Origin of the sequence: Singulisphaera chitinilytica (genome assembly GCF_049331405.1) — a bacterium.
In the GTDB taxonomy this organism is placed as follows: domain Bacteria; phylum Planctomycetota; class Planctomycetia; order Isosphaerales; family Isosphaeraceae; genus PoT.
In genome coordinates, this window is record NZ_CP186274.1 from 3422574 (window position 1) to 3441698 (window position 19125).

The window sequence follows — 19125 nt, forward strand, 5'->3', positions numbered from 1 at the left end:
CCGGCCCCGGAGGGACGGAAGTTCGACAACTTGAATCATCACGAAACCCTAGGGGGAATGTAACTTTGGTCGCGGAACCCATCGCGTGCTCATGCCATTGAATGAATCGAGATGCGTGCTGACCGGGAATCCGAGGCCGGTTTGGGGCGGGCATTTCGAGAGGGGGCATTCATGAGGTAAGATTGTGTCCGCGCGAGTGTTTCGTCGGGGAGCGAGTGCTTGAAGGCGAGCCGGTCCCGTTCTTCCTTGTGGGTCGCGATAGATCGAGGGGCGTCATGTCGGGGAGTGCCAGTAACCATCCGCTCGTTGGCGTCGTCATGGGTAGCAAGTCGGACTGGGAGACACTCCGCCACGCCTCCGAACTCCTGACCGAACTCGGGATCGAGCACGAGACGAAGGTCGTTTCCGCCCACCGGACCCCCGACCGGCTCTTCGCCTACGCCAAGGAAGCCGAGGGGCGGGGGATCGAGGTCATCATCGCCGGGGCAGGGGGCGCCGCCCACTTGCCGGGGATGCTGGCGGCGATCACGCTCCTGCCCGTGCTGGGTGTGCCGGTCGAGAGCAAGATCCTGCGAGGGGTCGACTCGCTCCTCTCGATCGTCCAGATGCCCAAGGGAATACCCGTCGGGACCCTCGCGATCGGAACCGCCGGCGCGGCCAACGCCGCGCTGTTCGCGGGCGCCATCATCGCCCGTAAGCAACCCGAGGTTCGAGAGGCCCTGGCCCGTTTCCGCCAGAACCAGACGGATTCGGTCGTGGAGTCGCCGGAATGAGCAGGAACGAAAGCCCCGGCATCCTCTATCCGCCAGCCTCGATCGCCGTGATCGGCGGCGGCCAACTCGGGCGCATGTTCCTCCAGGCCGCCCAGCGCATGGGCTTCCGCGCGGGGGTCCTGAGCGCGACCGATGATGCTCCCGGTGCCCAGGTCGCCGACTGGTCGGTCGTCTCCCCTCCCGATCATCTCCCCGGCCTTCGACGCCTCTCCGAGCAGGCCGAGGCCATCACGGTCGAGTTCGAGAATGTCTCCGCCCCAGCCTTGCGATGGCTGGCGAAGCGACGGCTCGTTCGCCCCGGCTGGCGGACGGTCTGGGTGAGCCAGAACCGGATCCGCGAGAAGAGCTTCCTCAAAGAGCATCAGATCCCGCACGCCCCCTGGAGGGCTGTGCTGACGGCGGGCGACCTGGATGAGGCGATCAAGGCTCTCGGCCTCCCTCTGATCCTTAAGACGGCGTCGTCCGGTTACGACGGCAAGGGGCAGATCCGCCTCGAGCGGGCTGAGGACGCCTCGTCCGCCTGGTCGAGCCTCGGCAACGTCCCTTGCGTCGCCGAGCAATGGGTCTCGTTTCACGCCGAGGTCTCCGTAGTCGTCGCGCGCGGCTTCGATGGCTCGGCCGTCACCTATCCGGTGGCTCTGAACCGGCACGAGCGTCACATTCTCGACTCGACCGTGATGCCGGCCCCCGTCGGGCCTATCGTCTCGATGAATGCCCAGTCTCTGTCGCTGGCCGTGGCCCAGGCCCTCGGGACGGTCGGCGTGCTCACCGTCGAGTTCTTCCTCACAGAGGCGGGCGAACTCCTCGTCAACGAGATGGCTCCCCGCCCGCATAACTCCGGCCACCTGACGATCGAGGCGGCCGTCTCCAGCCAGTTCGAGCAGCAAGTCCGCGCCCTCGCCGGCCTCCCGCTGGGCCAGAGCGACCTCACCCGCCCCGCCGCGATGGTCAACCTCCTGGGCGACCTCTGGGCTGACGGCGAGCCTCGCTGGGACGCCGCCATGCGTTCGGATCCCGGCGTGAAGCTCCACCTCTACGGCAAGCGCACCCCCGCCGCAGGTCGGAAGATGGGCCACATGACGGTTCTCGACCCCGATCCCGAAATCGCGCTGGCCCGGGCCCTCGCCGCGCGACGAGTCCTGACCGCACGTTGAGGTTAAGGCGCCTGGCATCGTTCGAGACTCGGCGAGATCCTCGCCGAGTGGAGTACTGCGCAGGGTCGTCACACCGAACGATCCTGCCTGGGGATGCACTCGCCCCGTGGCAATGGTCGGCCCACGAGAATTTCATCAAAAGGATTGCGGAACCTGGCTGAACTCGACCATTTGGCCCGAACTTCGGGGTTCACCCAGGGTGTCTGGGGTTGATGGCTGGGAAAACTGGAATTCTTGGGCCGAACCTTCGGGGCCGGAATCTCGTAGGAGTTGGAACACAACTTTCGACGGCGCAAGGATCTACGATATTCATAGGCTTGATTGCCGAGGGTGCCCGTCCAATCTTTAGTAAGTTTCTCAGGCACGCGATCGTATTGCCTTTGACGAACGCGTGATAAACTGATATTCAAGGAGGCAATCCCAAAGATTGGGGCCGTCACGGACGACACCATGAAGTTTTGGTTCTCCTTTTTTCCTTTCGGGAGGTTTGTTTGATTCAACGCGCAGTGGAGGAGTTTTCCTCCGGATTTCGGTTAATGGGGTTGAGCCCCCCGATGCTCCAGGCTCTCAAGAAAGCTGGTTACAACACGCCTTCGCCGATCCAGGCGGCCCTCATACCCGAAGCCCTTGACGGATTCGACGTCATCGGACAAGCCAAGACCGGTACCGGTAAGACGGCTGCTTTCGGGATTCCCATCATTGAAATGCTCGAAGCTCGCACCAAAGGGCCCCAGGCCATCATCCTGGCCCCCACGCGCGAACTCGTTCAGCAGATCGTGGTGGAATTGCAGAAGTTCGCCAGCGGCCAGGACGTGGTCGTGACCGGGATCTACGGCGGGGAACCGATCGAACGTCAGCTTCGCGCCCTCCAGCGCGGCGTCGACATCGTGGTCGGGACACCCGGTCGTGTCCTCGATCACATCCAGCGGCACACGCTCTACCTCGGCGACATCTACCATGTCGTCCTGGACGAAGCGGATCGCATGCTCGACATCGGCTTCCGGCCGGACATCGAGAAGATCCTCCGCAAGGTGCCGGATCCCCATCAGACGCTGCTGCTGTCGGCGACGATGAGTCCCGAGGTACGCAAGCTGGCCCAGAAGTACATGTACCAGCCCATCGAACTCAATCTCTCGAAGGACGAGCCTTCGGTTGAATCGATCCGGCAGTACTACGTCACAATCGAGAATGACCGCAAGTTCGAATTGCTTGTGCATCTGCTCAAGCGAGACGAACCGAGCCAGTGCATCGTCTTCACCCGGACCAAGCGCGGGGCTGAACGGCTTGCCGAGAAGCTGCGCGGGAAGGTCTCCGGAGTTGCGGCGATCCACGGCGACCTCGCCCAGAGCGTCCGGAACCGCGTCATGCAAGGTTTCCGGAGCGGCTCGATCTCGGTGCTCATCGCCACGGATGTGGTCGGACGAGGCATCGACGTCAACGATATCAGCCACGTCATCAATTACGACGTCCCCGACGACGCAGAGAATTACGTCCACCGGATTGGTCGCACAGGCCGAATGGGTAAGAACGGCCTGGCCTATATGTTCGTCTGCCCCGATCAGGGCGAGCCGCTCACGGCGATCGAACTCCTGATCAACAAGACCATCCCGGTCCTCGAACTCGATGGTTTCGATGCCTACAGGCGTCAACCCAAGCAAGAGCAGGGGTTCCGCGAGCTTTTCAGCACGACGCGCGAGCGCAGTTTCGCCAGGTATTGAGACGGTGTCGGTCGAATCACATCGAGTTTGCGAGCGTATTTCCTCGTCCAAGGTGACGACGTTGGTTATGGCGGTGAGCTAGGAGGAAGAGAGGTAGTAGCAACCACTTGTAATCATGCCATTGTGGTTTCGTCTGCCTCTCTTGACATCGAGGGCTCTGGATCTGACTTCGACCGCAACTTCTGTCGTCGTTCCAGGTCTTGGAAGAAATCCAGAGCCACCCCCACCAGGCCATTCATCTCGGCCCCATCCTCCCCGAAGAGCGCCCTGTCGCACCTCGCGATGATCCTCTCGGCCCTCTCTCCCAGCAAAGCATCCTCATCAATCTGGACGACACCGTCGCGCGCCTCGATCGGCGTCAGTGCGCCGGTCGGTCGGCCCGTCGTGTGGTGCAGGTATTCGGTCAGACCTTCGGAGATCAACCTGGCGGCCTCGTTCGGGTTCGAGGTCTTCGCCAACTGCTTCCTGATCGAGGTCGTCAGCCGCTGGATCGCCCGATTGCTGCGTTTTCGTCGGAGGGATCTGCGGACGCGTCGGGCGGAGATTGCTAGCATCACGACCCCCGCGCCGATCGCGCTCAATGCGGGCCAGGAGAGTTCCGATCGCGGGGGATCTTCGGGAAGCCGATAGTCGAGCGTATTTGGATCGAGGCGGGGGATATCCTGCACGACAACCTCGACCCTGGACGTCGCTTTGGTCACGAACTGACGCGAGGCCGGATCGAATGCGCTCAAGGACACGGGAGGCAACTTCGACTTACCCAGTCGCTGGGCGCGGAGTTTGTAGCGGAAGATGCGGGTGGGAGGATCGCTGCTGAACTCTGAGGTCAGGGGCTCGATGCGGAAGTCCGGCGGGTCCGATTCCGATCGTCTCAAGACCGGCTGATGGATCATCCCGCGCGATGCTGGACCGCTGACCTTGATCCGGTATTCGAAGGTCTCTCCCAGCTTGACCTGGCCCCGATCCACGCTCGACTCGACCGTGAACGATCCAACGCCCCCGAGGAACTGTGCGGGGCGGCCCAAACTCGGGACGACCTCGACGTTCAACTTTATCTGTCGACTCTTGCCGGTCCTCTCGCCGATCCGGAAGGTCAGGACGGGGATCGTGACCTGGCCTGCGCGACGGGGAGTCACCCGAAGGATCGGCGACGGATTCCGACCTGCATCCTGGGATGACCGGGATAACTCGACGTCTACATCTGTGGATTTGTTCGGGATGAGTTGGATCTGTGGCAGCTCGACCTTCGCCTGGATCGTCAGTGGAATTTCCTGCCCGACGTAGATGGGCCCTCGCGGGGCCTTGATGAAGATCGGGATCGCGGCGGCCGCCCCCTCAGTTTGCGAGACCGAGTTGAGTCCGACGAGCAGGAGGAGCGTGGAGAGAATGGGCATGCCTTGATGACTCAAACTCGCTGGCTATTGACCATTGGCCGACTGCACCGCTTCCGAGCCGTCAAAGGAAAGGCTCGGATTACCGCTTAGGCATTAAAGGTCGATGAGATCGGACGAATGATTGGCAAGGTATTGAATTTGTGTTGTTCCAACTGATACGTATTGTGGAACGCCCATGTTGCTTTCGCGTCGCTCGCCACGTTACGCCTACCAATCCAGCTTGTCCCGTTCGGGTTTGGAGGCTTCTTCCTCTTCGAGGCGGCTCTTGCGGGCTTGCTTGACATTCTCGATGGCCGAGGCGAGTTTGGCTTCGGGCGATCCTGGTTTGGGCGGGTTCGGCCCGCCGCCGCCCGCTCCGCCAGCTCCCGAGCGGTTCTTCGGGGTCATGTCGTCGGGCGGGACTCCATCCGAGGGGTCTCCCATGCCGGGGTTCGACTGGTCGGATTCGTCGTCGCCGCCTCGCTGCTGCCTCGGCTTGGGCCGCTTAGACCCCTCGTCCTGCTTGCCGTCGGCATCCGGGGGGATCGACGGGTTCTTGGCGCGTTCCTCGGCGAACTGGCGGTTGATGGCGGCATCGCGTCGGACGTCGTCGAGGGCCTTGCCCGGGGCCCTGGAACTCAGGCAGTCGTCGTAGTGTCGGATGGCCCCGGGGATGTCCCCCAGGGCGAGGGCCGTATTGCCGAGGACGTAGTCGAGCTTGGTCCGGAGCGACGGATCGGCCGTCTCACGGGCCTTGATATAGCTCGCATAGGCCTCGGGATACTGGCCGAGCTGATAACAGGCCGCCCCCTGGTCGTAGAGCGGGACGGGATGGTCGGGCATCACGGAGGAGGCCTGCTGGAAGTCCTTGAGGGCCTCGTCGAAGCGTTTGGACGCGAAGGCCTTCCGGCCGGCTTCGATCCAGTCCTTGGGCAGCTTCGAATTTCCGCCCGCGCCGATCGAGCCGATCAGGGCGATCCCGAAGAACCAGGGATAGAACAGGGGCAGACGCCCGGAGCCCGGCCACGAACCGGCGAGTCCCGAGATGAGGGCGGCCAGGATGAAGAGGCTGAACCGCTCGGTGCGCTCGGGCGGGCGGATCGCCTCGCGTTTGCGGCGGGCGACGGGGGTGATCTTCTTGAGGTACAGACTGCCGAGGTCGACCGACGCGAGCCCCACCTTGAGGACGGCTCCCCCCGTCTCCTCGGCGATCCCCTCGAACGGCTTGTCGTTGCGCTTTGAGAGGACGGTCTCGCCGCGATAGGAGAGGAAGGGCTTGCCCGCCCCTTCGGGCACGGGATGCCCCTTCTCGGGGTCTCCGATGGAGACCGAGTGTGCGACGATGCCCAGCGAGCGGAGTCGCTGCGAGGCCGCCAGCCAGCGCGAGGGGTGATCCTCGCCGTCTGAGAAGAGGATGATCGTCTTCCCCTCGGCATGATCCTCGGGGTCGAAGGCATCGGCGGCGGTCTCGAGGGCCGCGGCGAGGTCCGTCCCGCCCGGTTTGACCCCGCCAGGCCTGAGGGCTCGAAGGGCCTCCCTGGCCGCGCCAAGGTTCTCGGTCAAGGGGCAGCGGGTGACGCCTCGGCCGGCGAAGGCGACGACGGCCACGCGATTGCCCCGCTCCCGGCTCAACGCGTTCACGAGGCTCTCGGCCGACTCGATGGCCACGCCCAGGCGGTTGGGGACGGCGTCTTCGGCTCCCATGCTCCGGCTCACGTCCACGACGATGACGATGTCGTGCCCGGGCGGGAGGTTCGTCGCGCCGGTGTTGCCCCAACGCGGCTGGGCCAGCGCCAGGAGGAGGAAGATGATCGCGACCGCCCAGCCCCAGCCGCCGTCGCCCGTGAGCCGCCCGTCTTGCCCCAGGGCCTTCCAGGCCCGCGCCCGGCGCTGGCGTGCCCGGAGGACCGTCACGAGCAGGAACGGGACGAACGCCAGCAACCAGAGTCGATTCGGGTGGGCGAACAGGCTCAACATTCAGGCTCGAACCCTCGTGACTGCGCCCGGTTGGGCGGCGTTGACAGGCGCATGACAAGATCCCGATTCGACTCAAGGCTCATGGCAGCCGACGCAGGCGGCCCACCGAACAGAGACGATCCAGGATCAACAGGCCGATGGAAAACGCGACCCAGGACGCATAATGTTCACGATAACGCGTTCGGATGATGCTTTGAACAGGACTCTTCTCCAACGTATCGATGGTCTTGAAGACCTTTTCGAGGTCGCGGGCGTTGGCCGCCACGAAGGCCCGGCCACCCCCGAGCTTGGCGATCGTATCCAGTAGTTCGAAATCGGGGGTGTCATAGGCGTCATTCGGCTTCGCCTCTTCCTTATTGGAAGTGGGGGGAGGAGGGGGCGGCGCCTCAGCTTTGCCGATGGCGATGGTGTGCAACGTGATCCCCAACTCGCGGGCCAGAATCGCGGCCGCTCGAGGGTCGAGCGGAGATGGGACGGCCGGGCTATTCCGCCCATCGGTCATGACGATCAGCACCCGCTTCTTCGGCGTCGTCACGCTCAGGGCCTCGAGCGACCAGGCGATCGCATCGCCCAGGTTCGTCCCGTCGTCGCCGGGTCGAGCCGTGCGCAAGGATTGAACCGTCTCCAGCATGAAGGCGTGGTCGAGGGTCGGCGGGCAGGCCAGGTCGGGATAGTTGGCGAAGACGACGAGCCCGAGGAGGTCGTCGGGCCGGCTCGCGACGAAGCGGCTGACCGTGTTCCTGGCTGCGTCGAGCCGCTTGATCGGGCCTCTCTCGGAGGGGAAGTCGGCGGCGTTCATGCTCGAGCTCTGGTCGAGCGCCACCATGATCGCCACCCCCTGGCCGGCGATGTGGGTCCGGCCCCCGACCGTCTGCGGCCGGGCGAGGGCCATCACGAGCGAACTGATGGCCAGACCTCGGAGTGTCAGCGAGAAGGCATGGCGTCCCCTCGCCCCGAAACGGCCCGCCTTGGGGAAATAGCCGAGGCTCGGCCAGGCGAGACGTGGGCGCATGCGGTCGAAGACCCAGGGGAGTGGGACGAGCACGAAGAGAATCATCCAACCCGGCTCGGCCCAGCGCATGGTGCCCACCCAATACCAAATCTTTCGTCGAAGGATTCCTTCGATCATTGAGGAGATTGATCTCATAATCAAGGGAGATCATCGATCCCGCGTCACGGGGGGGATTCCAGGGCACGCGTCGGCCCTTCACTTTATTTCGAAAGGGCTTGGCGTTCGGGACTTGCCGAGGCGAGGTTGGGGCCGCTAGCCTCTAGAAGTGGACCTGCTCGACGGCGGGCCCTTTCCTCGGATTCGTCGTTGCATCGACTTTCGACGAGTGCCGATAGTCGCCAGTTCAGCCTCGCGAATTCAGTGTTTTGCCCACCGAAACCAAGGAGTTCGAGTCGTGACCGACCAAGCAAGCGCGGCGGGGGATCTTCAGCAAAAGTACCGTCAATTCCTCGACCTACTTCCGCTCACGATCACGCTGGCGGGGCTTCCTGCTAGCGAAGGGCGTCTGTTCAGCGAAGAACAGATCGAGGCGCGGGCCATCACGATTCGGGCGGCGTACCGCGTGGCGCGAAATACCGCGAGGGAATGCCTAAGCGGATCGTAAGAGCGATGCGGGAGGGTCGGGTGCCGGCCTCGCGATTCGTCGTCCCGGTGCTGTTCGAGCCGGGACGATCAGCCGATAAGAATCGCGTGGCGAGACGGGCCGCCGCGGGGGACTGGTACCCTGGCCGCTCGCCACGCCTCTCAACGGCTTCCCACTCGTGAAAGGCCCTCCTCGAGATGACAATGAAGACGCAACCCGACGGCGGCGGAACGCGCCGGCTTCGAGCCGCCATCATCGGGTTTGGACTCGACTCCGGGGATGATCAGCAACGGCTCAGTACCGGTGAAACGTGCCTGCTCGTCGGCGGCTCGGCGGAGACTCATGCCGAGATGCTGGAGACGGTGCTTCGTCTCGAATCGGAACTCGATCGCCTGGGGCAAGAACTCGGCGACCTGACTCCGAGCGAACTCGCGGACATCGCCTGGCGGATCGATTCGCCTGAGCTCCACGAGATCGCCGTCCGCCTCGAGACGGGACTCGCCCTCCAGGGTCGAGAGTTCCACGAACTCACGGCCGAAGAATTGACCGACCTTTCGGCACCGCTCGAGTCTTGAGCCGCTTCATCCGCGAGGGATTCAGCCCCGCCTCGGCGGGGTTCGCATCCCTCCGCCCGTCCGGCGTGAAGCGTTTCCTCCACCATTAAGCTCAGCTTTACCTAACCTTTCGACGGTAACCCCAACTATTCGTTGCGGTTACCGTCGATTTTTCTTTGCGCCGACGGTCCCTGGCCGATCCGGATTTGCCAGTCGCGAGGACGCGAGCCGGTAACATCTGTGGCTGAAGGCGGAAGTCCTCATCTGAGTTTCGGCGCCCGGCGAGGTTGCCCACGCCTCTTTGGCCCGACGATTCGAAAATGTTGGCAATTCCTGGCGGCTCGGCAGAATCATGGACGTCGGGCGGCGAAATCTGAAACGGAGACTTCCTCGTCGGAGTATCCTTGGCGACTGGGCCGGTCTCGGTGGCCTTCGGGCCGGGTGAAGGCGGAAGGCGGATGGACGATCGCGCGTTGATCGAGTCACTTCGGGCCGGCGACCCGTGCGCTCCCCGTTTGCTGGTCGAACGTTTCCAGGGGGTCGTCTACGGCCTTTGCTACCGGATGATGGGACATCGTCATGATGCCGAGGACGTGGCCCAGGAGACCTTCGTGCGGGCACTGAGGGGCCTGGCCGGCTTCGATGAGACGCGTCCCTTACGCCCCTGGCTCCTCGGGATCGCCGCCAATCGCTGCCGGACCGCCCTCGTCCACCGCAAGCGCAGGCCGGGGCTCACCGAATCTCCCGAGGATCGCGTCGACCAGAGGGCAGGGCTGACCGACCCGGAAGACCTGGCGGGGGAACTGGAACGTGCCCTCGAGAAGATCCGACCCGAGTATCGCGTGGTGTTCGCCCTCTTCCACGAACAACATCTCGCTTACGAAGAAATCGCCGAGTCGGTCGGAAGGCCGATCGGAACCGTCAAGACCTGGCTCCATCGTGCCCGGGCCGAACTGGCCGAACACCTGAGCCGTCGCGGGGTCCGTTGTTAGCTCTTTTCGACCCTGGCGACGTTGCCTTGTCCGATCGTTAATAACCTCTCGGCCGCGAACTCGGCAGGTGAACTCCCGAACCTCGCCCTCCCTAAAGCCTCCAACGACGTTGTTTTCGAGCGTGTGCCATGGAATGCGTCGACTACGAAGCCAGGTGGAACGATTATCTCGACGACCGTAGCGCTGCGGCCCCCGAACTCCTCGCCGAGCTCGAGGAGCATGCGTCCTTGTGCGAGGCCTGCCGCCCCCTGGCGCAACGTTATCAGACACTCTTGCATGTCGTTTCGCTGAAAATACCGACGCCGATCCCTTCGCTCGGATTCGTCGAGAGTTGCCTCGACGCCATCGAGCGAGATCGCGAGGTCGTGAAACCGCGCCGGATCCTTGCGTTCCCGAGACGCGTCGCGGGATTGGCCGCGGCGGCTCTCCTGCTCATCGCGCTCGTCGCCGCCTTCCGGTTCGTCGGCCGCGAGTACGGCCTGCCGGGGGGCGGGGTGGAAGTGGTTCAGAAGTCGGACGGGAATCCTTCCATCTCAGAGGCTTTGGCCACCGCGGGGACGGCCACCTGGGACTTAGCCAGGGAGTCGTCGGGCTCGGCGGCGAAGATCGGGCGGGAGATGTTGAATTCGGCCACGTTGCCCCCCAATAGTTCCTCATTGTTCCTGACCCTCTCCGGACCGGAGGCCAACGAGGTCCTCGAGGGAGTCAGCGAGCGGGTCAACGCGGGGGTCCGGCCGCTCTCGGATTCGGCCAAGCAGGCCTTCGGGTTCCTCCTCGACGCGGCCGAGGTCGAACGGACGGTCCCGCCCACCTAAGTTGGATCGACCTGTCCGTACCTCGTCTCAACCTGGTCCTGGATCGTAAATATGCCCGGGGAGTTTCGCCGATGACCTGCTTTTCGAGCCGATGCTCTTTCATCATCGCACTCGTCATCGGCTGGACTTCGTGTTGTTGGGGCCAGCAATCGGCCGACAGACTCTTGCGGCTCGTGCCGGCCGACGCCGGGGTCACGCTGACGATCGAAGATCTTCGGGTCCACTCCCGCGAGTTCTTCGAGTCGCCCCTTTCCGAACGGATCCAGGGATTCCCCGCCGTCCAGCGCTGGTATGCCTCCGACGTCTATCGCCAGCTCGATCAGGCGAAGCAGAGGCTGGAGAAGCGACTGGGGGAGTCGTCCACGTCGTTCCGCGACCGGCTCTTCGGCGAGGCCGTGGTACTCAGCATCGTCACGCCGCCCGGAGGCCGTCCCGAAGACTCGCGCGGGCTCTTCCTCGTCCAGATGTCGGATCGGAAATTGCTCGATCGGGTCCTCCAGAGCGTCAACGAGGCGCAACTGCGTCGAGGCGAGTTGAGCAAGGTTTCCGAGCGGCGCTACAAGACGCTCACCTACACGGCGCGTCACTATGCCGGGGACCAGCCGCGACTCCCCGACTATTACGTCATCTGCGACGACCGCACCTTTGCCTGGGCGAACTCCGAGGAATTGATAAACGCCGTGATCGATCGCAACGCGGCCAACCAGGGGGGACTCGCCGAGAACGCCGACTTCCAGAAGGTGAGGAGTCGGCTCCCCAGGTCGGCGGCCGTCAGCCTCTATCTCAAGCCGAGGCTGCTCGAGCAGGTTTTCGTCTCATCGTCCAAGCCCTCCTCGCCACACGAGGAGAAGATCGCGAAGCTGATCCAGCGCTACCTCTCGGCACAGAAGTACGTGGGGGCCGCGATCGAATGGAAGGACGGCCTGATTCTGCACACGCAGGAAGAGCTCGAGCCCGAGAAAGTCGGCTCGTGGTATCAGAGATGGTCGAAAGTTGTCGCCAGGCCCGCGAATCTCGAAACGTTGCCTCCAAACACGGTAGCCCACGCCTCGATTCAGCTCGATTTCCCCGCTCTCGAAGAATCCATCCGGGAACTCATCCCCGACGACCAACGGGCCCGCTATGAGAACGGCCTTCTGGCCCTCAAGGGCATCTTGCTCGGGCAGGATCTCAAGCAGGTTCTTCCCAAACTCGGGCCCCGCGTTTCGGGGACGCTGATCGCCTCAGCCTCACCGGAACTCACCCTGAGCCCGGTCGCTCGCGTCGACCTCAACGGGGACGAAACCCTGGCCGAGGCGGTGACCAATGGCCTGCGGACGACACTGGCGCTCTATGGCATGGACGAGTCGCACGGCAACGGGCAACTCCGGCTCGAGAGCCGGCAGGAGGCGGGGACTTCCACCATGTTCCTGGTGCCGACGACCCCCTTCGCCTTCTCGGTGAACCGGGATCGGCTCCTCATCGGTCGGAACGCCGCATCGCTGGCGATCGAGCCGGAGTCGGCGGCGGGGGCCAGGGATGAGTTCGCGGCGACCCGCGCGGCCTACTTCCCGCAGGCGGAGTCGTATCTCTGGGTCGACATCAAGGCGGTCCGAAGCCTCGCCGACCGGCATCGCGAAATGCTGATCCAGAAGATGATGAAGCACGATCAGAAGGCCCGCGCCGTGGCTCAGGCGGACCTCGACAAGCTCCTCACGTTCCTCGGGCTCTTCCGCTCGATCTACGTCACGAGCGAGCTGGCTTCGGGTGGGCAATCGCTGCATCGGACGCTCGGCCTGCTCAGCCGCGAGGCGGGGGGGGCTCCCAGCCCGGCCGCTTCCATTCGCTGATGGTGCATCGTTAACTGCAATCCACCTCGAAGATCAGCACCTCGCCGTGCCGGAAGCGTCTCGCCCCCAGGTATGTCAGCTTCGCTCGTGACTTCATCAGTTCCTGCAGCACGTAGTCATTCGAGAATCCGCACAGGAAGAATTTCTTGTGCTCCGCGACGAACGGCTCGAAGTTCTGGACGTTCAGCTTGACCAGGTCGTTCAGCTTCTTGAGCGCCGCCTCGTCCGTCGAGCCGCCGCCGCAGAGGAAGTACGTCCGGTCCGCGAGGGACCTCGGCAGCTCGTGCTTGGCCTGGAGGAACATGACCGACCAGGAGATGACGAGCGGCTCGTCCGTCGAATCCGCGCGAGGGAAGTCGGCCGCCGTGATCCGATTGATCGCGGCTCCGTCGCGCTGGTGGAGGAGCATCTCGAACCCGGCGAACCATCCCAGGCAGCAAGCCGTGATCATGGCCGCCAGGTAGCGCCGGCGCGAGCCGAGCCTGGCCGTGGAATAGGCCACGAGCAGACCGAAGCCGTAGACGAAGGCCAGGGTATAGCGTTCCGTGAAGGCTCCGCCGGCGGCGACCCTCGCGAAGGCCAATCCGATGAGCGGCAACAACACGTAGGTCATCGCCGCCGCGTATTCGTAGGTCGGGATGGCGGCTGGCGCCCCCATGTCAGCTCCCGGCACTTCCGCCCGCCGCCACCGATAGGGATACCGCGCATCGAGCGCGATCAGGAGCCCGATCGCCGTGATGGGGATCGCCGATTTCTCGAACAATTGAGCATAGCACAGGAGCACGAACGACCAGCCGGGCTTCGACCAGAACGCCCCCTTGTAGCTCGTGGCGCCCTTGATCAACTGGTAGAGGACCCCGAGCGGGAGGAGGCCCGCGATGAGGGAGCACCAGAGCGCGACGTCGATCTTCTTGCGGTGCCATGATCGGCAGAGCTCTCCGACTCCGATCGGGATGAACAGCAGCACCGCAAAATAATGGCTGGCGACCGCGGCGGCCAGCGAGAGGGGCAAGAGTATCAACGCGAGGCCACGCTTGAAGCCCACTTCCTCCGCGGCGACCTGCCAGCAGAGCAACGCCAGCGCGCCGAGGCCGAGGACCAGGCCGTAGGCACGAGCCTCGATGGCATAGGACGAGGCCTCGGTGATGAGCGGGAAGGTCGCGGCCGTCCAGGCGAAGACCCCCGAGACGCGTCGCCTTGCGAATCGATAGAGGCACAAGCTCATGAGCAAGTAACCGAGCATCGCCGGCAAGCGGGTCGTCCAGGGGGCCGCGCCAAGGATCTCGTGCATCAAATGGGCGGCCGCGTAGTAGAGCGGGGGATTCGGGTCGGTCCCTTCCCTGAGGCACTCCCAGAGGCGGCCTAGGCTGGGCAGTCTCGCCAGGTGCCAGGTGAAGATCTCGTCATACCAGAAGGGCTTGTCCCTGGCCCGAGGGAGCAGGGCCGTGAAATAGATGGCCACCCAGGCCAGGCCGAAGGCGAAATTCCAGATCGGGTGGGGCGAGGCGTCGGGGCCAGCAGGGGCGTCTTGCAGACTCTCGGTCGAGATCGCGGAGGATTCCATTCGAGACGCTCCTGATGCCTGATCTTCGCGGTGGGCGGCGATCATGGACGACTCGCGTTGCGTGTTGCTCATGCGTTACGCCCTGGCGAGCCGTCATGACGGATATCGGGGGGCGGCCCGAATTTGAACGAAGAATCCTCGTTTAATGGTAAATAAATATTATTTAATGTTAATTATTTTAGGTATGGTTTGATCTCGCTGATATCGAATCATGGTATCAGAGGAGATTCCTCAATCCGAGCCGTTGCCGGTTCGCGTTGACGAGTGCGAGGGCCCGGGGTTCGCCCTTGAGCAGCTTCAACAACTGCGAGCCGGTGCAGCCGAGCCGTGCCGCGGCCGCCGGGAGGTCCATCTCGGCGGCTTCGATGATATCGAGCGCCTCGGCGAGGAGGGAGGGGAAGTCATCATGCTCGGTACTCACGGCGATCTTCTCGCCTCGACAGCGGCTCGACCAGAGGCGGCTCGGTATGCGGGCGTCGTCCCTGACCATACGGACGGAAAGTGCGAGGTTGAGGCGCAACCGGAAGACTGCGATTTTCAGATTTTCGAGCTGGCTGCGACGTTCGTTGGCCTCGGCTCGGATCCCGGTCGGGCGATGGACGAGGACGATGGCGGTCTCAACCTTGTTCCGATTCTGCCCGCCGGGCCCCGACCGTCTTGTGCGCTGGACGTCGCACTCGGCAACGAGTCGATCGGGATCCGTATCGGCAGGGTGTCCGCCGGAAGACTGGCTCACGACGCGGGTTCCCGGGGATCGAGCCGCTTCCCGAAGACGATGAGGTCGTCGTGGTCGGAGTAGAAGTCCTCGATGGTGCAGGCACGGCGGTATCCATGCTTTTCATAGAAGCGTCGCGTGAGCTCATAATGAGGGAGCGACGAGGTTTCGATGAGGAGTAGTCTACCTCGCCTGGTGTCGATGTCCTCCTCGGCCTTGCGGAGCAACTCCGTGCCGATCCCCTTGGCCTGGATGCCCTTTTCGACGGCGATCCAGTAAAGGTACCAGGTCCGGTCGGTCATGGAGGCGGGGGCGTAGTAGGCGAACCCCAGGACCTTGCCGTGCCGCTCGAAGCTGATGGCGACGTGGCCGTTCGCGTGCTCGACGGCGTGATAGTCGTCGAGGACTTCGCGGAGCGCCACGAGCTCGATCGGCTTGAAGACCTCGGTGCCGCGTGCGATCTCGATCAGGTCGGGGGTGTCTTCGATGCGGATGGGACGGATCATGGGAGTCGTTCTTTGTGCGATCGGCGTCCCGTGGGCAGCGACGAGAGGTGGAGGGTACCCGGCTGTTCCGAGAGTGCCGTAGCCGTAGAGGTCGGGCACGAGCATTAAGGGGGAAGAGGGGAGGGGCGATTGATCGGCATCTGCACCTCCTCCGAGCGGCCTCGCGAGAGGCCGGTCGGATGGGACATCCGCCCGGCCTGCTCACAAGGTCATGGTGGAGATTTTACTGGCTGGACCGCGAGCCGGATAGGGGGCGGTTCGCCGTGGCCGGACTTGTCGGCTCGGGTTCCGGCTGGGCCTGGCGCGGGTCTCGTCCCTGGCCAGCCATGTCGTCGTTGACGTTCGTGCCCCGCATGTCGACTTTCTCGATCCGGAAGTCGTCGAAGAAGGCCTCGCCGAAGTTGCTCAATCCCATCGTCACGGTGAGGTCACCGCTCGTCGGGGCTCTCCTGTAGAAGACGACGCGCGAGAGCTTGGGGTAGGAACCGTTGAAGCGATGTTGCATGACCTCGCCACCGATGGAGTCGGTGATGATGATGCCCGACGTCCCCGCGGGCGATGGATTCACTTTCTTGACCAGCATCGAGATCCGGTAGAACTGGTCGCGCTGGACTCGAATGCTCGGGGAGCGGATGGCGGCGGCCGGGAAGTCGAGATATGGCGGGAACTTGTCGAGGTCCATCTTCTCGATGGGCTCGACCGTGAGCTTGAGCAACCGTTTCTCGCGGTCGGTTTCGTCGACCGTGGTGCTGACCTTCCCGACGATCCCCTTGAAGCGATGGCTCTGATCGATCCACCCGCCCGACTCGAGGGACGTGTGGTCGTCGAACGAGCCCTTGGGCACGAGATTCGGTCCGAAGGGCTGCTGGATCAGGTTGAGCCAGGACTCGACCAACGGCAGCGTGTTGTACGAGAGCAGGGGGGGGCACATCACGGGCGAGGTGAGGTAGCGCGTCCGCTTCAGCTTCTCTCGCTCGAGCTCCATGATCTCCCGGCGGTTGAGGCGACCGAGCTGGGTGGGCGGGGGCTTCGGATCCTCGGGGACGACCTTCTTGAGCACCGACTCATAGGCCTTCTGCCACTGGGCCGACATCAGGTGCCGCAAGGGACGATGAGCCCGGCGGGCTTCCGACCAGGCCAGGGAGTATTCCTCGCGCTCGAGGGCTTCGCGGGCGCTCTTGATGGATTCCTCGGCCTTCTGGAGCAGGAGGTACTCATCATTGGGCTCGGGGGCACCATCGGGGAGCGGCATGGTCTTGGGGTCGGTCTTGTCGTAGAGCCGCTTGCCGCTCCGGACGAGAATGTCGTTGATCTGCGACACTTCCTGGAGGCGAAGTTCCGCCTGCTCGATCGCCATGTTCACGGCGAAGGGCCGGACCCTGGCGATCGCCGAACGCAGCCGGTCGGCCATCTCGAAGTCGGTCGTGATGAGGATGAGCGAGGTCGGGCCGAACTCGGGGATCGTGAAGCGGGCCCCGCCTACCGATCGCTCCCGCTCGAGGGTGCGGACGTCGCCTGGGCTGATCTCGAAGGCCTGGGCCGACTCGGGCACCGGTACCGTGATCTTCAGCTCGTTCATCGACATTTGCGCCGGCACGAACTGCGAGCTGCCCGAGTAGTCGGCGACGAGGAGGAGTATCCCCTTGCGGTCGCGTGTGCTGATGCCCGCGGCCCGGATTCCCGGGGTCGGCTCCAGTTCCTTGAGCACCGGCATCCTCTGGTTTACCTTGCTCCCCGGCTGCGGGAGGGTGGGGGGATCCGGCGGGAACGTCTTGTAGAAGGGGATCGGGTCCTTGCCCCTGGCCAGGATCCCCTCGCAGAGGTCGATCTCTTCGTTCAGCAAGGCCATCTCGATCAGGAGCATCCGGCCCGCACGCCCGGTGAGCGTCTCATCGCCCTTGAATCCGATGCCGCGATATCCGGCCCCGAGCGCCAGGTAGGTGTAAAGCCGCAATTGCTCGGGATGGACCTGGGGATTCCCCCACTCCGGGATCGACTCCTTCCCCCAGATCGCCGACTTCACGGTCGGGGAGATCGTGGCCGGGATCCAGGTGCAGAAGAGATTCTTCGGATTCGAGAGGGCCGTGAGGTCGCGGCGTTGCTTGAGGAATGCGTAGCCGTCCTGGGGGTCGATGGCCGTTGACAGGAAGTTCGACTTGATCCCCATGATCGACAGGTTGCGGGGCAAGCTCGAGTAGAGCGGCAATTCGCCGGCAACCGTCGCGGTCGTGAGATGAGAGACGTTCTCCGGGAGCCCACGCAGGCCGGCGATTACCGACCTGATGCGTTCCAGCTCCGCGTTGCGTGCCGCGACGTCTCGCGAACGGCCGAGCTGCTCCCCCAGATTCCAGAAGGCGACCGATTCTTGATAGGGGTATCCCTTGGCATCCGAAACCATGCGGTCGGCCTCGACGGCCCGCCCCTCGAGTGTGGCGTTCAGGTTCGGCGCAAGCAGGAAGCCTCGTCGGATGGCCTCCTGGATCCGCTTGGGATCGTCGTCGATCTCCGTGCTGAGCACGTCGAAGCCAGACTTGCGGAGTAGCTCGACGTTGGCACCGGGGGCGTCGATGGCGGTGAAGACCCAGTCGTAGTCCTTGCCGTCATCAGCTCGCTTGCGGAGCTGGCCGTCGACCAACTGGACCCTCGCGTTCGAGCGGTTAGCCGGCTTGGACTCCGGCTCCACGGGAGAAGGGGCGCCGGGGGTGACCGGCTGGGCCTGCTCGGCGATGACCGCGTTCGAGACGGGGCCGATGGTGAGGTCGTCGATGAAGGCCTCGGTCTCCCCCTCTCCGCCGAAGAGGTTGATCGCCAACTGGTCGAGATAGGCCCCTTCCAGCGAGACCGGCCTTCGGGTCGCGGCGCGGAGCACGCGAGCCTGACGCTCGATCGAGGGGAGCATGTTCGAGAGCTCGAGCCGCTGCCAGCGATCGACCTGGTCATAAATGGTGCCAGGGATCAGTACGAACGACGGCTGGCCCGTTTCGGGGTCGGTGTCGGAGGGGAGCACCACCCGCCCCATGATCCTCAAGCCGCCCCTCGTCGACCTGACGAAGAGGTTGACCTTGAGGGCCTCGTTGATCGGGATCTTCGCGAGCGGGAAGCTGTAGATGAACGAACTGCCCGCGCCCGAGGTGAACTGAAAGTGCTCCGAGAGCCTTCCTTCGTGGGCGGCGCGGCTGGATCGGTCGTGGATGTGGAGCGTCACGGTGGCGTCGGTCTGCTCCTGACGCCAGGCGGGCCGAGCGGACTCGAACCCTTCGTGAATCATCCCCGTGGCCGTGTCGTTGCCATCCGCCTTCGCCGAGACGATGGCCACCAACATCAGAATGGCCGAGGACCCTACAAAGGCGACCGATCGACGTGGCAACATGGCCGAGACCTCCTTGTCTCCGGTCCGTCAAACACTGGAACGATCCAATTTCTCGGGGCCGATCCTATCGGTTAAAGGCAGAACCGAGAAGGCCAAACCAGGCGAGGTTGCATCGGCAACTTTTCGCAGTTGTTAAATCTTGTCTAGAGTGACAAATTCCGATGATCCGAAGTCCTTCGCTAAAACGACG

At 63.9% G+C, this 19125-nt stretch carries 15 protein-coding genes; 8 read left to right on the forward strand and 7 right to left on the reverse strand.

All coding sequences use genetic code 11. From position 1 onward, the window contains the following. Positions 1-275: 275 nt before the first annotated feature. From purE to ACOYYX_RS13910, 3 genes are all read left to right on the forward strand, one after another. Positions 276-773 (forward strand): 5-(carboxyamino)imidazole ribonucleotide mutase, encoded by a 498-nt coding sequence (gene purE, locus ACOYYX_RS13900; RefSeq protein ID WP_422930499.1) that lies wholly within the window; start codon positions 276-278, stop codon positions 771-773. Further along, entirely contained in the window at positions 770-1927 is a 1158-nt protein-coding gene (locus ACOYYX_RS13905) for a 5-(carboxyamino)imidazole ribonucleotide synthase (RefSeq protein ID WP_422930500.1), read from the forward strand. Before purE ends, ACOYYX_RS13905 begins: the two co-directional genes overlap by 4 nt. 536 nt (positions 1928-2463) lie before the next feature. Then, complete coding sequence (locus ACOYYX_RS13910; RefSeq protein WP_422930501.1) at positions 2464-3645, forward strand: DEAD/DEAH box helicase; 1182 nt, start codon at positions 2464-2466, stop codon at positions 3643-3645. A 113-nt stretch (positions 3646-3758) separates the two neighbouring features. Here ACOYYX_RS13910 and ACOYYX_RS13915 read toward each other — a convergent pair whose 3' ends face one another. The 3 genes from ACOYYX_RS13915 to ACOYYX_RS13925 all read right to left on the reverse strand — a co-directional run bounded on the left by ACOYYX_RS13915 (position 3759) and on the right by ACOYYX_RS13925 (position 8076). Continuing rightward, the gene (locus ACOYYX_RS13915; RefSeq protein WP_422930502.1) at positions 3759-5039 is read right to left on the reverse strand and encodes a BatD family protein; all 1281 of its coding nucleotides are present in this window, start codon (positions 5037-5039) and stop codon (positions 3759-3761) included. 207 nt (positions 5040-5246) lie between these two features. After that, positions 5247-6995 (reverse strand): VWA domain-containing protein, encoded by a 1749-nt coding sequence (locus ACOYYX_RS13920; protein ID WP_422930503.1) that lies wholly within the window; start codon positions 6993-6995, stop codon positions 5247-5249. A 79-nt stretch (positions 6996-7074) separates the two neighbouring features. Continuing rightward, positions 7075-8076, reverse strand: coding sequence for a vWA domain-containing protein (locus ACOYYX_RS13925; protein WP_422931627.1), 1002 nt, complete (start codon positions 8074-8076; stop codon positions 7075-7077). Positions 8077-8401: 325 nt separating this feature from the next. On the opposite strand from ACOYYX_RS13925, the gene ACOYYX_RS13930 reads away from it, so the two are divergent. The 5 genes from ACOYYX_RS13930 to ACOYYX_RS13950 all read left to right on the forward strand — a co-directional run bounded on the left by ACOYYX_RS13930 (position 8402) and on the right by ACOYYX_RS13950 (position 12780). Further along, entirely contained in the window at positions 8402-8611 is a 210-nt protein-coding gene (locus ACOYYX_RS13930; RefSeq protein ID WP_422930504.1) for a hypothetical protein, read from the forward strand. A 182-nt stretch (positions 8612-8793) separates the two neighbouring features. After that, complete coding sequence (locus ACOYYX_RS13935) at positions 8794-9165, forward strand: hypothetical protein (RefSeq protein ID WP_422930505.1); 372 nt, start codon at positions 8794-8796, stop codon at positions 9163-9165. A gap of 437 nt (positions 9166-9602) precedes the next feature. Continuing rightward, entirely contained in the window at positions 9603-10136 is a 534-nt protein-coding gene (locus ACOYYX_RS13940; protein WP_422930506.1) for an RNA polymerase sigma factor, read from the forward strand. Between the two features lie 128 nt (positions 10137-10264). Next, positions 10265-10951 carry a hypothetical protein gene (locus ACOYYX_RS13945; RefSeq protein ID WP_422930507.1) on the forward strand — a complete coding sequence of 229 codons (687 nt, stop codon included), beginning with the start codon at positions 10265-10267 and terminating at the stop codon, positions 10949-10951. Positions 10952-11022: 71 nt separating this feature from the next. Further along, positions 11023-12780 carry a hypothetical protein gene (locus tag ACOYYX_RS13950; RefSeq protein ID WP_422930508.1) on the forward strand — a complete coding sequence of 586 codons (1758 nt, stop codon included), beginning with the start codon at positions 11023-11025 and terminating at the stop codon, positions 12778-12780. 10 nt (positions 12781-12790) lie between these two features. On the opposite strand, the gene ACOYYX_RS13955 is transcribed toward ACOYYX_RS13950, so the two are convergent. From ACOYYX_RS13955 to ACOYYX_RS13970, 4 genes are all read right to left on the reverse strand, one after another. Then, positions 12791-14344 carry a glycosyltransferase family 39 protein gene (locus ACOYYX_RS13955; RefSeq protein ID WP_422930509.1) on the reverse strand — a complete coding sequence of 518 codons (1554 nt, stop codon included), beginning with the start codon at positions 14342-14344 and terminating at the stop codon, positions 12791-12793. Positions 14345-14561: 217 nt separating this feature from the next. After that, complete coding sequence (locus tag ACOYYX_RS13960) at positions 14562-15080, reverse strand: peptide chain release factor family protein (RefSeq protein ID WP_422930510.1); 519 nt, start codon at positions 15078-15080, stop codon at positions 14562-14564. Then, positions 15077-15565, reverse strand: a complete 489-nt coding sequence (locus ACOYYX_RS13965; protein ID WP_422930511.1) for a GNAT family N-acetyltransferase — start codon at positions 15563-15565, stop codon at positions 15077-15079. Before ACOYYX_RS13965 ends, ACOYYX_RS13960 begins: the two co-directional genes overlap by 4 nt. Before the next feature lie 223 nt (positions 15566-15788). Then, positions 15789-18935, reverse strand: coding sequence for a hypothetical protein (locus tag ACOYYX_RS13970; protein ID WP_422930512.1), 3147 nt, complete (start codon positions 18933-18935; stop codon positions 15789-15791). Positions 18936-19125: the final 190 nt, after the last annotated feature.

What these genes read in the sequence shown, in the direction of transcription:
- ACOYYX_RS13905 (WP_422930500.1), top strand. Translation starts at nt 770, where the DNA reads ATGAGCAGGAACGAAAGCCCCGGCATCCTCTATCCGCCAGCCTCGATC.
- ACOYYX_RS13910 (WP_422930501.1), top strand. Translation starts at nt 2,464, where the DNA reads ATGGGGTTGAGCCCCCCGATGCTCCAGGCTCTCAAGAAAGCTGGTTAC.
- ACOYYX_RS13915 (WP_422930502.1), bottom strand. Translation starts at nt 5,039, where the DNA reads ATGCCCATTCTCTCCACGCTCCTCCTGCTCGTCGGACTCAACTCGGTC.
- ACOYYX_RS13970 (WP_422930512.1), bottom strand. Translation starts at nt 18,935, where the DNA reads ATGTTGCCACGTCGATCGGTCGCCTTTGTAGGGTCCTCGGCCATTCTG.
- ACOYYX_RS13955 (WP_422930509.1), bottom strand. Translation starts at nt 14,344, where the DNA reads ATGGAATCCTCCGCGATCTCGACCGAGAGTCTGCAAGACGCCCCTGCT.
- ACOYYX_RS13920 (WP_422930503.1), bottom strand. Translation starts at nt 6,995, where the DNA reads ATGTTGAGCCTGTTCGCCCACCCGAATCGACTCTGGTTGCTGGCGTTC.
- ACOYYX_RS13965 (WP_422930511.1), bottom strand. Translation starts at nt 15,565, where the DNA reads ATGATCCGTCCCATCCGCATCGAAGACACCCCCGACCTGATCGAGATC.
- ACOYYX_RS13945 (WP_422930507.1), top strand. Translation starts at nt 10,265, where the DNA reads ATGGAATGCGTCGACTACGAAGCCAGGTGGAACGATTATCTCGACGAC.
- ACOYYX_RS13935 (WP_422930505.1), top strand. Translation starts at nt 8,794, where the DNA reads ATGAAGACGCAACCCGACGGCGGCGGAACGCGCCGGCTTCGAGCCGCC.
- ACOYYX_RS13950 (WP_422930508.1), top strand. Translation starts at nt 11,023, where the DNA reads ATGACCTGCTTTTCGAGCCGATGCTCTTTCATCATCGCACTCGTCATC.
- ACOYYX_RS13940 (WP_422930506.1), top strand. Translation starts at nt 9,603, where the DNA reads ATGGACGATCGCGCGTTGATCGAGTCACTTCGGGCCGGCGACCCGTGC.
- purE (WP_422930499.1), top strand. Translation starts at nt 276, where the DNA reads ATGTCGGGGAGTGCCAGTAACCATCCGCTCGTTGGCGTCGTCATGGGT.
- ACOYYX_RS13925 (WP_422931627.1), bottom strand. Translation starts at nt 8,076, where the DNA reads ATGCGCTGGGCCGAGCCGGGTTGGATGATTCTCTTCGTGCTCGTCCCA.